The sequence below is a fragment of the Microcoleus sp. EPA2 genome (assembly GCA_020882975.1).
GTDB lineage: Bacteria > Cyanobacteriota > Cyanobacteriia > Cyanobacteriales > Microcoleaceae > Microcoleus.
Window position 1 is genome coordinate 21,901 of sequence record JAHRFD010000031.1, and the last position, 16,136, is coordinate 38,036.

Sequence of the window (16,136 nt, forward strand, 5' to 3'; positions counted from 1 at the left end):
TCCTAATGATATCATTTTGTATAGGGGCGATCGCCGATTAACGATCGCTCAGATGGTTAATACCAGTTTTTTATGAAGCTGCATAGAATTCGATCCCCCCTAGCCCCCCTTAATAAGGGGGGAACAAGATTGGGATGGAAGTCCCCCTCGCACGGGGGATACGAGGGAGATTGAGATATATATCCAACATCATATTAAATTGGTATAAGGGGTCAAAAGGCGATCGCTAAAATCTGTAATTAAAGTACGATGGACTAATTGCGATCGCCATTTTTCCGGGAGGCCACCTTCACCATAAAAAGCCCCAGCCAACTGTCCGTAAACCGCACCAGTCGTATCAGCATCATCACCCAAATTCACAGCTAACAAGCATCCTTGAGCAAAAGAATCACTGTTATAAAATGCCCAAAGCGCCGCCTCCAAAGACTTGACAACATAACCCGTACCTTTAATTTCAGGAGGTTGTCGTCGCTTAAAAGAACCCGCCGCAATTTCATCAATCTCTGCCACTAGCGGGTGAGCTTCCCAATATCCAGAAATCGGACAGTATCTTTCTGAAAGCAACACATCTTTAGCAACACCATTCACCGCCGCGGCAATTAAATTACCAAAATAGCGACAAGCATCCACACAAGTAGTAGCACTGTGAGTAGTTCGAGAACTTGCTGCTGATTTTTCTATGACTTCCAAAGGATTTTTAGCATAAAACAAAGGCACGGGAGCCAAACGCATAATCGAACCATTTCCAGCAGTATGAGCATCGGTAGAACCGCATTCAGGTTTTCTTGTAGCTTTAAAATTCAGAAGTGCTTGTCGCACCGTATTACCGATATCAAAACATTTACCATTGCTGCTCAAATGTCCATATCCCCACCACCGCAAATAAGTTTCTAATTGATGGATGGGATCGAAACCTTGTTTTTCAATCAAACTTTCAGCCAAACAAAGTGCCATGGAAGTATCATCAGTCCACTCTCCCGGTTGTAGTCGAAAGGGGCCACCACCAATCATGTCATTAATAGGTGTAAAAGTTCCTGGGCGAGTGAACTCTAAAGTTGTTCCTAGAGCATCACCAATCGCTAAACCGAGAAGACTACCACGATAACGTTCTATTTGCTGCATAGATTTAATGGGCAATGGGGAATTGGGAATTGGGAATGGGGAATCGGGAATTGGGAATTTGGCGGAGTGATTAGCCATTGGCAACAAATAACCCATAACCAATAACCAATAACAAATCACAACTAACTAATGACTAATGACCGATCGAGCTAAGATTGATCGTAACTTGTCCCTACCCGAACTCAGACTCGTTCCCATGATACCCGATGCCTTTCCCGGAGCCACTTCCGCCCCCGACTCTCAAGGGACACAGGAAGTCAGCCTCGATATGCAAGTCCGTCTGAAAACTGAAGATGGACAGCTACTGCTGCTGTTACCCTCAGAAACTAACACCAGTGAAACACCCACCGTCTCCGCCTCTAGTTGGACTGAAATTTGGCAACAGTTAAAGGTGAGGCTGAATGCGGGAGAACGCTTTTGGCAGGCAAATGCCGAAGTACAATTGATGGCGAGCGATCGACTTTTGGATATTCGCCAACTGCAAGAAATCGCCGAAGCCCTATCGGAAGTGGAACTTCAACTCAAACGAGTCCACACTAGCCGTCGTCAAACTGCGGTGGCCGCCGCCACTGTCGGGTATTGTGTAGAACAACAGCCTCCCGTTTCATCCCTGAGTAAAGCGCCCACAGACAAACCGCAATCCGTGGCGGAACCTTTATATTTGCAGATGACGGTGCGATCGGGCGTAGAAATTCGCCATCCGGGTACCGTCGTACTTTTGGGAGATGTGAATCCAGGTGGTTCAGTCATCGCCGGGGGCGATATCCTAGTTTGGGGGCGTTTGCGGGGGATTGTTCATGCCGGTGCTGGCGGCAATACCAAAAGTGTGATTATGACGTTGCAGATGGAACCGATGGTGATTAGGATTGCTAAGTATGTTGCCAGAGGTCCAGAAGCTTCACCGGCTCAGTTTTTCCCGGAAGTAGCCTATGTGACACCTCAAGGGATTCGGATTGGGAGGGCTGCTGATTTTGACAAATCTCTGTTAATCGGTTAGTTGTTATTGGTTAGTTGTTATTGGCGTCGCCCTGAGCGAAGTCGAAGGGTTATTGGTTAGTTGTTATTGGTTATTTGTTACCAATGCCCCATACCTAACGCCCCGTCTATAAATCTCAAATCTAAAATCGCTTATGGCTCGCATTATTGTTGTTACATCAGGGAAAGGCGGAGTTGGTAAAACCACCTCTACTGCTAATCTTGGTATGGCTTTAGCTAAGCGGGGGCGCAGCGTTGCGGTGATTGATGCCGATTTTGGCCTCAGAAACTTAGACTTGCTGCTGGGCTTAGAAAATCGCATTGTTTATACTGCACTGGAAGTGCTGGCTGGAGAGTGTCGCTTAGAGCAAGCTTTGGTGAAAGATAAGCGTCAGCCGCGTTTGGTATTGTTGCCGGCGGCCCAAACTCGCATGAAAGATGCCATTAGTGCCGAGCAAATGAAGCAGCTTGTGGGGATGTTGGGGACAAAATATGATTATATTTTAATTGATTCTCCCGCGGGCATTGAACAGGGTTTTCAAAATGCGATCGCCCCGGCTACTGAAGGTGTGATTGTTACTACTCCAGAAATCGCTGCTGTCAGAGATGCCGATCGAGTCATCGGTTTGCTAGAAGCTAATAATGTCAAGAAAATCAACCTGATCGTCAACCGGATCAGACCGGCAATGGTACTCGCCAATGATATGATGTCGGTGCAAGACGTGCGGGAAATCCTCGCCATTCCGTTGCTGGGCGTAGTCCCTGACGATGAGCGCGTCATTGTTTCCACCAACCGAGGAGAACCATTAGTTTTGTCAGAAACAGCTTCTTTGGCTGGAACCGCTTTCGACAATATTGCTCGTCGCTTGGAAGGGGAAAAAGTCGATTTTCTCGATCTCAATCCTCGTCCCGAAACCTTTTTTAGTCGCCTCCGCAAATTCTTCAATACTAAAATTATTTAATCTGCGGCCCCTAGGGGCGATCGACTTTCATCCATAGGGACTGAATCTAACACCATCCTCTAGATGTTCCCAAAGTTCACTTTTTCTAGGCATCACCCTTGACAAATGAGTACCAATCATGATATACACACTCCTCGAACGACTTTTCCCGCGCACGTCTGATAACAGCCGCGATGAGGTCAAACGCCGCCTGAAACTGGTTCTAGCCCACGATCGCTCAGAACTCAGTCCAGAAATGGTTGAGGCGATGCGCCGAGAAATTCTAGAGGTGGTGTCGCGTTACGTGGAAATTGATACTAGCGAGTCAGAGTTTTCCCTAGCCAGCGATCAGCGGGCGACATCGTTGATTGCGAATCTGCCGATCCGGCGAGTCCGGCTGGATACAGTACCGGAAGAGGTACCCGAAGAAGTACCCGAAGAGGTGGCGGATGAGGATTAATAATTCATCCCTCTTTCTAGAGGTGATTGTAACTGGATTTCTAAAGGTCGATCGGACCGAATTTCGAGACCAGGAAAATCATTTTTTACTAATATTTTTTCGCCGATTTCCTTACTAGGTCTGGGCCAGAGTACCCAACGACTACCTTGGGTAAGAGTGCTTAAACTTGCAGAATTTTGAGTCAGCCAAATTAGCGGCAGTTTAGGTCTGTTTTGCACAACATCTTCCCCTGCATTAACTGCTGCTAAAGTTTCCAAAACTACCCGGTTCCCCGATACAATTCCAGTTCCGGTGGTCCAAAGTTTGACGTTTAACAAGCGCTTGCTAGCATAGAAGTAAAGGGACGCAGCGACTGTCACGGCTCGTTCAAATTCCTTTGGTTCCCAGGTGGCACCGCTGTCGAGAGCAATCATAATTTCTTGACCACCGGCTGCAACTTCCAACTCCCGCACCCGCAATTCCCCGTGGCGGGCGCTCGTGCGCCAGTGAATCAGTCTCGTGGGGTCTCCATGTCGGTAGGGTCTGAGGTTACGGGTGAGTCCTTCTGTAGCATTTTGCGATCGACTACGATCGTACAATTGCGGACTATCTTCTTGACCGATGCGATCGATCAAAGGACAAGTGCTCAAGGGTAACACCTGGGGATAAACCACCGCCTTCGCCGGAACCGGGCGACTGCGCCGACACCAAAACAACCCCAAAGGTGCTGCTGTCCTCAAGTGTACCTCCAACCAGCGATAGACACCCCGCTGCTGTGCTTCCAGATAGTATGTATCCATGTAAATACTTTTGGGTGCGATCGCCTCAAGGGGGCGAACTACGGGCTCTGTGAGTACAAAGGGCAAGACATCTATGACTTGCAACAGGGTTTGAGGTTGGTCGGAGCAATTTTCGATTTCTAGTTCGATCGTCATTTTATCCCCCACACTCACAGGTTCGATCGGGCGACGCCGGACTGCCAAAGCACGGAGCGATCTCGTCGATAAAAAAGCCGCAATTCCCAACAGCGCCAAACTCCCACCGCTGAGTACGTAAAGCCACCCAGCCATTGTATTAGTAGCAGAGCCAAAAAAGAAAACAGTCAACCCGATCAGCACCCAAGCACCGTAAGACGGTGTTGCAGCGCGACTTTCGAGCCAGTGGGCAATTTTTAGACCGATGTTCATAGCACTTTCAATGGTGAGGAATGGTTAATCAATCGCACTCAATCTAGCAAGAAGATCGGATGTAGCCTCTTGACTGACCAACTTTTTGAGCTCGGTCTAGTCACTGAGGAATCTCCCCAACTCCTCAAAAGCTAATTGTAAAATCTTCTAATAACTTAGCAGCGAATTAGATATTAGCGATTAGATTAGAAGTCAGCCATTTTTTAGCAAAAAATCTACCTTCAATGGAGACTACAAAATGAACCCATTAGATAATCCTACACCCGTTAGACCAGAGGCTCAAGCACGTCGCACACCGCCACCGCCACCCCCCTTAGCAGCCCCTCCTGCGCCTCCGGCTGCCGCAGTCCCACGACAGCCAGAAGTTCCCCTCAGTACGATCGAGCAAATGGTGAGAGATGCCCATGCCGCTGGGGCTTCCGACATTCACATTCGAGTTGGTCAAGTGCCAAGATTTCGGATTCGGGGCACGATGCAAGTAGCTATCAGCCACGTCAAAGTAACTCCAGAAATTTTTGAGCACTACCTAGCAGAAATTCTTTCTCCCCAACAGCGGAAACAGTTCGCAGATACCAAAGAATTAGATGCAGCAATTTTCTATCCGGGTTTTGTGCGGTGTCGGGTAAACTGTTTTGATTCCCTCAGTGGCGGTGCTATAGTATTGCGTTTGATCGATCTGCAAATACCGACTATCGATGCCATGAGATTGCCAGAAGTGCTCAAAAGCATCATCCTGCGATCGCAAGGGTTAATATTAGTTACCGGACCGACGGGTTCGGGAAAATCGACCACCGTGGCTGCGATGATCGACCACCTGAACCAGATGGAGCAAAAGCACGTAGTTACTATTGAAGACCCGATCGAATTCATTCACCCTTCCAAGAAATGTTTAGTCAGCCAGCGGGAAGTCGGCTTGCACACCCACGAGTTTCAGCAGGCGTTGCGGGCTGTGTTGCGGGAAGATCCAGATGTGATTCTGATTGGGGAAATGCGCGATCGCGTTACCATCAATACAGCTTTGCAAGCAGCTCAAACAGGTCACTTAGTATTGGGTACTCTCCACACTCGCAGCGCCATTAACGCTATCAACCGCTTGTTGAATATGTATCCCCCAGAAGAACAGCAGGCGATGCGGATTCAAATCTGCGACTCGTTGGTAGCAGTAATTGCTCAACTTTTGTTACCAACCGTTGACAACCGTCGCGTCGCAGTTCACGACATTTTGGTGAATACCCCTGCTATGCACGATTACTTAATGAAAGGTGCTGATGACGAGGCTTTCCGGTTGATGGAAACTGATACTTATGAAGGGATGCAGATTATCAATCAGGCTCTTTATACCCTTGTACTTGAAGGCAGAGTGACCATAGAAGAAGCAAATAAAGCCTCTCCTGAAGCGACCGATTTAGACCGTCGTTTGCGGACAGGAGGCTATGACGGTGCGGATGCTCGTGGCTTTAAAGGCAGCAAAAAAGAACGCGGCGTTCGTGCTAAGTAGCAGCCCATCTCACAAGGGTAAGAGTATATTGGACTCTACCCTTTTTTTAGTAAGATTTAGTAATAATTAATATTAATTTTTTTAAACAAATACCAGGCTTTACATAAAATTTAAAAATCCGAGAAAAACCTGAGATGATTGCAAAGAAATGGTAAAGATGTGTTCTGACTATTGCCAATACCTAGCAACTCAAGTTTATAATCATAATTATAATAAATATTTTTTAGTAAAAATTTTAAATTTAGGATAAGCGCAAGTTATCCAGTCAACCAAAACAATTAATCAAGCTACAAATCGGCTGAACAGAATAATCTGTACCGCAGCAGGTTTTTAGGGAGTTCTATTAACCAGTGGAGACAAAACCTATTTTTTTTAGTCATAATTATTTTGGCTATTAAAATCAGTGTTAGTTAGAACGAGTATATTTTGAAAAATCAAAGGAGCTAAACAAGTGAAGAGTGCCTCTAACCCCTCAGAAGTATTGGAATGTCCAAGTAAAGCAGAAATAATCGATCGCATCCAAAAGTTAGTTCCCCCAGGCTCTTTGGAACCGCAAGATCCTGAAACTATAGCTGCTTTACAAACTTTGACCGCACAGTTAATCAGGGCCTATAAGGCAGACGGACAATTAGAAACCGAACCTTTTGAGGACGTGCGCGATCGCGAAGTACACCTGTGGGCCACCGCAGTCAGCAAGAAAATCCAAGGAAAAACCATCCTCGTCACCGGTGGCGAAGGATGCGTCGGCCGTTTCTTAATCGAAAAACTCCTGGATTTAGGTGCAAATCAAATCATTTCCGTAGACAAAGCCCGATGTCAAAACCCCTTAGAAACTCTTTCCCTTTGTCAACAAGAAGGTGCTGTTACCTTCTATGCTACCGACATTCGCAACTTTGAAGCCCTTAAACAGATCTTTGAAGTCCACAAGCCAGAAATTGTTTTTCACCTAGCAGCTCAACGCTCCCCAGGGCTAGCGGAAATTCAAATCCGAGAAACAGTGACAACCAGTATTTTAGGAACCAAGCACGTCATCGAACTCTCGGAAGAATACGGTGTGGAACAGTGCATTTTTTCTTCCACGGGAAAAGCATCTCGGTATTTTACTACGGAAGTTTACGCAGCTTCTAAAAAATTTGCTGAATGGCAATTTGCCAGAGCAGCTAAGTCAGGAAAAGTCACCTACGGGATGGTTCGCTTTACTCATATGCTGGAAAACAGCTTGTTCTGCGAACAAATGTCTAAGAAAGTAGAGCAAGGAAAAATTGTCAACGTTCACGCTCCCCACCGCTACGTCACCGCTCAAAATGTTCTGGAAGCAGTCCATTTATTGCTGAACGCACTGGTTTTATCTGTTCCCGGCAAATTGAAATTTTTGACGGTGCGAAATCTCGGATGGCCCACAGAAACTTTGGAAGTAGCTCTCTATAAAATTTTGGAATCAGGTAAAAATCTGCCGATTTATTTTCAAGGACTTTTACCAGGCTATGAAGAACCATTTTTTATGGGACAATTTGACTGGAGCCAACCTACAGAAATTCACCTCTTAATTAATGTTCTGGAAGACCCTTTTAGAAGTGTTGACGATTCTGGCGATATCGTGAGTGCAGAGTTGGCTCCTTTTTCTTTCCGGGTGTTTGATAGACAAGTGTCTCACTTGGAAAGTTTTATCAACGCTTCTGATTTCCCCGAATCACAAATTAAAGAAGTTCTGGTAGCGGCAGAAAAAGAAATAATTGCTTCCTCTTTTGCCTGGAGTTCCGCCTCCGATTTATTGAAAATTTTGCAGTGGGGACTCAATCCGAAGAAATTGCAATGTTACGGAAGTGACATCTATAGCTATAGCGAGATTATCGAACTACTGCTGCAAGGAATTTACGGCAGAGTTGATGCAGAAGTGTTGCAAAAATCGGGAATTAGCGCTGATGAATTTCATGAATTAGTGAATAGTTTGGCTGCACTTGAAGATCGGGAATCGGAGGTACAGTATTTGCGATCGGTGTCAAGATATGTGAGAGAATTGATGCCAGTGGCACAATTAACCAATCACAATTATGAGGGCGCTCGTAGCCGTGATGCAGCCTAGCATCATCAGAAATATTCAGTGAGTTGTGATTTTAACAACAGAACACCTAGAAATCGAGAAGCCCGACTTTTTTAAGAAGTCGGGCTTCTCGGTATGATAATTTTAGGTTAGACTAGGATTGGCCAAATTAAAATAAGGTACTAGAGCGTGGAAAATAGTCAGCTAGTGTTCCTATTTATTGATATCATGTTATGGGCGATCGCGCTAATTCTTCTCATTCCCGTTGCAGTTCTATTTCTAGAATGTACAGCCTCTTTATTTTCAGCTAGTCAATCCACCGCAGATACTAAATCTCCCCGTCCGAAAGTAGCCGTTTTAATTCCAGCTTACAACGAAGCAGCAGGCATTGCAGCCACAATATCCACAATATTGCCACAATTAACACCGCACGATCGCCTATTAGTGATTGCAGACAACTGTACCGACTCCACAGCAAATATCGCCCGCAAATGTGGTGCAACGGTGCTCGAACGCCAAGACACAGAACGCAAAGGCAAAGGATACGCCCTAGACTTCGGCTTAGTTGCGATCGAATCCGACCCCCCAGAAGTAGTAATCATGGTGGACGCAGACTGTATCTGTCAACCAGACGCGATCGAGAAATTAGCCAGAATTGCAGTGGCTTCCCAAGGACCAGTGCAAGCAACATACTTAATGGAACAGCCGCCGAATCCTACTCCGAAAGATTCTATTTCTGCTTTAGCATTTCTAGTCAAAAACTTAGTCAGACCAAGCGGATTAAAACAGTTAGGATTCCCATCATTACTAACAGGAACTGGCATGGCTTTTCCCTGGTCGATAATTCGATCGGTTTCCCTAGCCAGTGGTAATATTGTTGAAGATATGCAGATGAGTTTAGATTTGGCGATCGCCGGACATCCAACCATGTTTTGCCCCGCAGCTAGAGTCACAGGTTGTTTACCCCAGCAGCAGCAAGCAGCCACCAGTCAAAGAACCCGATGGGAACACGGTCACATACAGACTTTGTTAACCCAAACCCCGCGCCTAGCCTCCGCATCCCTACAGCAAAAACGATTTGACTTATTGGCGATCGCCCTCGACTTATCAGTCCCTCCCCTGTCTCTTTTAGTCGCCCTGTGGCTAGCAGCTTTTGCAGCCTCATTACTAGCAACAACCTTGGGAACATCCCCAATGCCAGCCATCTTGTTAGCAATACAAGGATTGTTAATTTTAGTTTCTATTGTCGGGGCTTGGGCTAAATTTGGGCGTGCCGATATTTCCGGTTCCACTCTGTTATCCGTACCCTTTTACATCCTCTGGAAAATCCCTTTATATCTCGGTTTTCTCCTGAAACGCCAAACCAAATGGGTACGCACAGAACGGGATGTGTAAATATAGGTAATTGGTAATTGGTAATGGGTAATTGGTAATGCCCTATATTCTTTCTCAGTTAGGTGAGGTACAGGCGTTCTGGGTAATGGGGAACCCCCCCCTGACCCCCCCAGGGGCTAGGGCGTGTTTTCTCTCCCCGGAGATCCCCCCCAGCCCCCCTTAAAAAGGGGGGAGAAAGAAGCTCAAAGTCCCCCTTCTTAAGGGGGATTTAGGGGGATCAGGATCTGATGGATCAGGCAAGAAAACACGCCCTAGGGGTGAGGCTAGAGACTCCAAAAAAACCTCACCGCCGCACCGGAATCTCGATCGCAAACTCAGTCCCTTCACCTGGTGCGGAAGTACAAATTAGCTTCCCGCCATGTTTTTCAACCACAATCTGATAGCTGATACTCAACCCCAAGCCAGTACCTTTACCTACTGGTTTCGTAGTAAAGAAAGGGTCAAATATGCGCGATCGTACTTCCTCTGTCATCCCAGGGCCATTATCAGCAATATGAATTATCGCCCAGTTTTTGTCAGATACCTCAGTCCAAATCTTAATTTGGGGCTTAAAGATTTTGGGTGACATATTTTCGAGCGTTTGAGTTTTGTGTTGTCTCCCAACTCTTAACTCTACTGCATCAATTGCATTGCTCAAAATATTCATAAATACCTGATTTAAGCCTGAAGCATAACAACTTACTTTGGGAAGTTCACCATAATTTTTAATCACCTCAATTCCCGAACCATCTGCATTTTTTTTCAACTTGTGCTGCAAAATTAACAGAGTAGATTCAATCCCAGAGTGAATATCTACAGGTTTCATTTCCGATTCATCCAGCCTTGAGAAATTCCGCAGCGACAGTACAATATTGCGGACGCGATCGACCCCAACCTGCATTGATTGCAGCATTTTCGGCAAGTCTTCTTGAATAAATAACAGGTCTACTTCCTCTGTTTTAGCAACAATTTCAGGAGTCGGATTTGGGTAAGACTCTTGGTAAACCTCAATTAATTCCAGCAAATGCGAGCTATAGTCGCTAGCGTGGACTACATTGCCATAAATAAAATTAATCGGATTATTAATTTCGTGAGCAACTCCCGCCACTAACTGCCCCAAAGAAGACATTTTTTCCGTTTGAATTAGTTGGCTCTGAGTCGATCGCAGTTCCGACAAAGTAACTTCCAACTGCGAGGCTTTTTCTCTCAACAGCGCCTCCGAATCGCGCAAAGCATCTTCGGCTACCTTGCGCTGCGTAATGTCCTGTACAGTCCCAAATAACTTAATTACCTTATCACCATCAAAAACAGCTTGCGCCTTAACAAAAATATATCTGACATCTCCATCAGGACGCAAAATTTTTAACTCAAACTCAGACGGATTTCCTGATTGAATAATCTCATCTATTCGGTCTAAGCCAAACTGTATACTCTCTGGATGAATCTGCTGTTTGCAATCTAAAAAATTAGGTTCAGCTAGTTGAGTATCGAGACCAAAAATTCGGAATACTTCCTCAGACAAAGTTAATTTATGCACTCCTAAATCAAATTCCCAGTTACCCAAATGCGCCAGTTTTTGAGCTTCTTGCAGCTTGGATTCCTTGGCTTTTAATTCTTGCGTACGTTCTTCTACTTTCACCTCTAGCGTCTGCGAATAATCCTCCAACTCTTGCTTAGCCGCCGATAAATTAGCCACAAGTACCGCATTTTCTATAGATATAGCAGCTTGGGAAGAAAGCATTTTTAAAATCTCCAGCCTCCCTGGAAAAAATGCTTCAGAAGTTAAATTATTTTCTAAATAAAGAATAGCTGAAATTTTACTTTTATTTAGGATTGGAGTACAAAGCACAGATTTAAGTTGCTGGCTTTTAATGTAGGGATCTTGTGTAAATAAACCTTCCTTAGCAGCATCACTTAAAACCACGTCAGAGTGTGTTCTTTCAACATAATTAATTACCGTTATTGGCAAAAACGCCCCTGGGTCGCAGGTCGGACATTCCTCAATTTTAATATCTGAATTCTGCACCGATGCTGCTGCTTGGACAACTAATTTTCCTTCCATTGGTATCAACAGAAAACCTGTTTGTGCTCCCGCATTCTCCATTGCGATTTTTATTAATTTGGCTAACAATTTATCCAGTACAATTTCACTAGCTAAGGCTTGAGATGCTTTCAATACCGTTGTTAAATCTAATAAACTGCTGTGACTGCTGCTGGTGGAAGTAGAATTAGTGCTACCCATAGTGCGATCGCCACTAGATTTTACCACCGATGCAGGGGGTAAAGATATGGGATACTCTGACTCCAAATGTTTGACTTTGGCGGTGGCTCCCCAATGAAGATAGCCGTAGTAAGCCTCTATCAGATAAGTCTCAGCCACTTTTAGCCGATCGCCAGCACGATAAAATTCTGCTGCTAGTTCGTTTGCTAGGGCTGCTTCGTGGATGTATTCATTCTCTGAGGCTCCTTTCACCGCGCGATCGTAATACATAGCAGCTTGTTCAGATTGTCCCAATACTCGCGCTTTTTCGGCTTCTACTAAGTCATACTTATGCTGATAATTTGCCGGAGAATTCACAGCCCAATGCTTCATTTTTTTCTGAAGCGCCCCCACTTTTTTTAAATATTTTTTTTGTTCAGTTTTTGAAACATTTGGATACAAAGCTAACAGCGCTAAGGAATAGTAAAAATTGTGGATAGGAACATACATCATACTCATAACAGCCTCAGAGTAACTTGAAGCTGTCCTGGCATTTTCCGCAGATTTCACATAATCTTTAAACATATAATTTAGCCAAGATTTTGCTAAATACACTACAAATATTACCAGATTGTTTTTACTCTCTATCAAGGCTGGTAGCATAGTTGTTTCATTAAATCTTTCGCCGATTAACAGGCAAGGATTAGTTGTTTTACCTTGCAAATTTAAAACAACCTGCGCCCCAACTAGAGCTTGATAAATCATAAATCCATTTTGATAATTGACCAACATTTGAATGTATTGATTCTGCTTACTCTCCACAATATCCAAAGGTTCGCCACTCAAAAATATATAATTGCTGTAAAAACTTGCACAATAACAAGCATTATTCACATCTCCGGTTTCGATTCCGCTCTGGATACCATCAATTAAACCGATAAGACTTTTCTTAACGTGTTCGGACCAGTGACGTATAAAGCCATTAAAAATCAGTAAAATTTGAGCGTCATGTAAGTTAGTGTGGAATCTTTCTAAAAGTGCCTGAGCCATTTGACCATATCGGTATCCAGAATCCATATCACCTAACACCCCACACAGCATAGTACCGTAGTTTGCATAGCCGAAACTAGACAGTGGCGCATTCCCATATTTCAGGGAAAGTGTCATCATTTTAAATACGATCGGTGGGAAAATATTAGGTGCTACTACAAAAGCAGCGGGAGTCATTTTCGTTAAAATCCGTATCGCCGCAATTTTATTAGCGTCCGTCATTGGCGGCAACTCAGCTAAATTTTCAATCCGTTTGTTTGCCAAAGCTAATTTCGTCCCTACCAACCCCAGAAAAATATTTAATTTAGTAGGTTTTTCAGGGAGATAAACTCCCAGTAATTTCAGAGCTTCTAGAGCTGTATCTACCGAATTTTTTGATTGATTTTGATTGAAATAAAAAACCACTCTCAGCTCGTAGACTTTGATTTTTTCTAGCAAATATTTGGCGCGGAATAAAATCACATCTGATAGCTGGAATGCTAGCTCAAACTCGGTATTTATATAAGATAATTCTAGCGCTTCCAGATGAAGTTCCATAATTAAACTATAGTGATTCTCCCACGCTGAATCTCGTAGCAGTTCTCTACCTGTATTAAAATACTTGAGTGCTGCTTCATAGGCGGCAGAATTTTTAGCTTTTTTGCCAGCTATCCGATTAAAGTTAGCTAGTTGATTTCGCTCTTCCCCCTCGCTGATAAATTCCACTCCGATATTGAGTTGGTTAACAATATCAAAGATATTTTCTGCTATCTCCGATATCCTAGGCGCGGTGGATGGTGTGTGGGTGTCCTTTTCCTTGCGCAGTAGCAGATAGCCAATTTTTAAGTGGGTTTGTTTTTTCTGGGAGTCAGGGATCAGAGAATAGGTTGCTTGCTGGACGCGATCGTGCAAAAATCTGTAAGCAATGGAACTCTCAGCCTGCATTACCTGAAGTCGATCGAGCATTCCAAATTCTCCCCCATCCCCTCCCCGTTGAGATTTGATTTCCTCAACCAGAGGAATTTTGTAAGCATTACTCAGGGGCACAATTAAACCAGCTTGCAGCGCCTCCCATAAATCAGCAGCCGTTTCCGAGGGGGATTTTTCCCTAACAATTGCCAAATTTTCTAAACTAAAATGGTTGCCCATACAAGCAGCTAATTTTAATACTTGCTGCGTCTCCTCCGGTAGTTTTTGAATGTTTCGAGCAACTAATTCAACGACATTGTAATCTACAATACCAGCGGCTTCAATTTCCAGGATATCCCACTGCCACGCAGCCATATTGAAATCAAAAGCTAACAGTTTTTCGTAATGAAGAGTTGAAAGCAGTTGAGTGATAAAAAATGGATTTCCTCCAGTTTTATTAAAAATCAACTCTGCCAGTAACTTTAAATTTTCAGTTGTCTGACCAAAAGTATCTCGTAATAGCTCAGTGACGCTGCTCAACTCTAATGATGGGAGGATAATCTGATGCACCGCAGCACCATACTGTTCAATTTTTTCAACCGTTTGAACTAAAGGATGAGTCAAATTGACTTCGTTATCTCGGTAGGCTCCTACCACTAAAAAATATCGAATATCCGAATCTGTTACCAGCTCTTGAAGCAATTTTAAGGAAGCTAAATCTGCCCACTGCAAATCATCCAGAAATAGAACCAGGGGGTGTTGTGCTTGGGCAAACACATTCAGAAATTCTTTGAACAATCGAGTAAAACGATTTTGAGATTCTGTCGGACCTAATGGGGGTACAGTAGGCTGGGAACCAATTATGAGTTCAAGAGAAGGGACAACCTCAATAATAATTGCACCATTTTGACCTAGCTTTGACAACAGCTTTTCTTTCCAAATTGCCAAATCTGCTGAGCTTTTTGTTAATAACTGCTGCATCAATGACTCAAAGGCTTGAGTGAGTGCAGCATAGGGAATATCTCGTTTAAACTGGTCAAATTTGCCAGCAATAAAATAACCACGCTGCCGTAAAATTGGTTTATGAACTTCATTGACAACTGAGGTTTTGCCAATGCCTGAGTATCCGCTCACCAGCACCATTTCGGTTTTTCCCAATGTAACTCGATCGAAAGCAGCAATTAAATCAGCGACTTCTTTGGTGCGGCCGTAGAGTTTTTGGGGAACCACAAATTGACCAGATTTATCCAGAGTGCCTGGAATGAAATGGTCTATTTTGCCTTTATTTTGTAGCTGATTTAGGCAGTTTTCCAAGTCGGCTTTGACTCCCAAGGCACTTTGATATCTGTCTTCGGCATTTTTAGCTAATAGTTTCATGACAATGGATGAAACCACCAGGGGTACTTCTTTGTTGAGCTGATGGGGAGGAACTGGTGTCACGGCAATATGACTGTGAATTAATTCTAAGGGGTCGGTGGAGTTAAAGGGTAATTTTCCTGTCAACATTTCATAAAATGTGACTCCTAGAGAATACAAGTCAGTTCGGTAATCGACTTCTCGGTTCATTCTCCCGGTTTGCTCTGGGGATATATAGGCTAGAGTGCCTTCTAGGACGGCGGTATTACTATTTTGATAAACCTCTTTAGATAGGCGAGTTGCCATGCTAAAATCTGTGATTTTTACATGAATAAAATCTGGGTATACAATTATATTTGAGGGTTTGATATCTTTATGAATAATGTGGTTTTTGTGTACTTCGCCGAGAGTTTGACTCAGTTGAATAGCAAGAGGTAAAAATTTATTATATTTAATATTTGTCCCCGCCAAATGGTGTCTTAGAGATTCACCGCCGCAGTCTTCTAAGATGAGAGCGAAACTGTTTTTATATTTTTCTAAGCTATGGGGTTTGATAATCCCTTCTATGTTGAGATTTGAGCTAATTTGGTATTCATGTTTCAAACGGGTGAATTCTTCTATGGTGGGATAGTCGCTATTTAGTGTTTTAATGATGACTAAGGCTCCATCTGATTCTCTGACAGCGCGATAAATAATCGATTTAACACCAAGTTGAACAACTTCTGTGATTTTGTAACCGGGAAGTAGATTCATGGTTTTTCTGTTGTGACTAAGTGTTGGCTTAATATCGTGATGGATGTCGATCGAGCAGTGGTGCAACTGTACTTAAGTGTTTTTATACTTATCTTGTGCTTGACGATACACAGCAAACAAAGTAATTAGTCTGTATTTTTCTAGTTTAGTAGATGTAATAAAAATTTATAGAGTAGGAATTGCCTGACAACAGAAGCTCTGGTTGAATCTCCCCCTAAGATGTACAGTCTGATACTTTACGCCGTCGATCTCTACACTATTGTAACAAAGTCAGTGATGTCGATCGCAGATGCTAGTCCACCAATCCCCATC

General features: G+C 43.9%; 9 protein-coding genes. 6 read left to right on the plus strand and 3 right to left on the minus strand.

The genetic code is table 11. The features are described 5' to 3' along the window. Window positions 1–189 precede the first annotated feature (189 nt). A complete protein-coding gene (locus AAFP14_RS22110) occupies window positions 190–1,200 on the minus strand; it encodes an ADP-ribosylglycohydrolase family protein (RefSeq protein ID WP_472851079.1) in 1,011 nt (336 codons plus the stop codon). A gap of 118 nt (window positions 1,201–1,318) precedes the next feature. Here AAFP14_RS22110 and minC point away from each other — a divergent pair, with 118 nt between their 5' ends. The 3 genes from minC (at window position 1,319) to minE (ending at window position 3,498) form a co-directional block, all read left to right on the plus strand. Continuing rightward, entirely contained in the window at window positions 1,319–2,119 is an 801-nt protein-coding gene (gene minC, locus AAFP14_RS22115) for a septum site-determining protein MinC (protein WP_341734349.1), read from the plus strand. 133 nt (window positions 2,120–2,252) lie between these two features. Beyond that, on the plus strand, window positions 2,253–3,059 hold the full coding sequence (minD, locus tag AAFP14_RS22120) for a septum site-determining protein MinD (RefSeq protein WP_340520546.1): 807 nt from the start codon (window positions 2,253–2,255) through the stop codon (window positions 3,057–3,059). A gap of 118 nt (window positions 3,060–3,177) precedes the next feature. Further along, the gene (gene minE, locus AAFP14_RS22125; protein WP_341734350.1) at window positions 3,178–3,498 is read left to right on the plus strand and encodes a cell division topological specificity factor MinE; all 321 of its coding nucleotides are present in this window, start codon (window positions 3,178–3,180) and stop codon (window positions 3,496–3,498) included. Here minE and AAFP14_RS22130 read toward each other — a convergent pair. Continuing rightward, entirely contained in the window at window positions 3,495–4,664 is a 1,170-nt protein-coding gene (locus AAFP14_RS22130) for a DUF58 domain-containing protein (RefSeq protein WP_341734351.1), read from the minus strand. The two genes, minE and AAFP14_RS22130, sit on opposite strands and share 4 nt — an antisense overlap. A 238-nt stretch (window positions 4,665–4,902) precedes the next feature. Here AAFP14_RS22130 and AAFP14_RS22135 point away from each other — a divergent pair, with 238 nt between their 5' ends. From AAFP14_RS22135 to AAFP14_RS22145, 3 genes are all read left to right on the plus strand, one after another. Continuing rightward, a complete protein-coding gene (locus tag AAFP14_RS22135; RefSeq protein ID WP_341734352.1) occupies window positions 4,903–6,162 on the plus strand; it encodes a type IV pilus twitching motility protein PilT in 1,260 nt (419 codons plus the stop codon). A 451-nt stretch (window positions 6,163–6,613) separates the two neighbouring features. Continuing rightward, window positions 6,614–8,245 carry a polysaccharide biosynthesis protein gene (locus AAFP14_RS22140; RefSeq protein WP_341734353.1) on the plus strand — a complete coding sequence of 544 codons (1,632 nt, stop codon included), beginning with the start codon at window positions 6,614–6,616 and terminating at the stop codon, window positions 8,243–8,245. Window positions 8,246–8,392: 147 nt separating this feature from the next. Continuing rightward, window positions 8,393–9,598 (plus strand): glycosyltransferase family 2 protein, encoded by a 1,206-nt coding sequence (locus tag AAFP14_RS22145; RefSeq protein ID WP_341734354.1) that lies wholly within the window; start codon window positions 8,393–8,395, stop codon window positions 9,596–9,598. 283 nt (window positions 9,599–9,881) lie between these two features. On the opposite strand, the gene AAFP14_RS22150 is transcribed toward AAFP14_RS22145, so the two are convergent. Then, complete coding sequence (locus tag AAFP14_RS22150) at window positions 9,882–15,824, minus strand: trifunctional serine/threonine-protein kinase/ATP-binding protein/sensor histidine kinase (protein ID WP_341734355.1); 5,943 nt, start codon at window positions 15,822–15,824, stop codon at window positions 9,882–9,884. Between the last annotated feature and the right edge of the window lie 312 nt (window positions 15,825–16,136).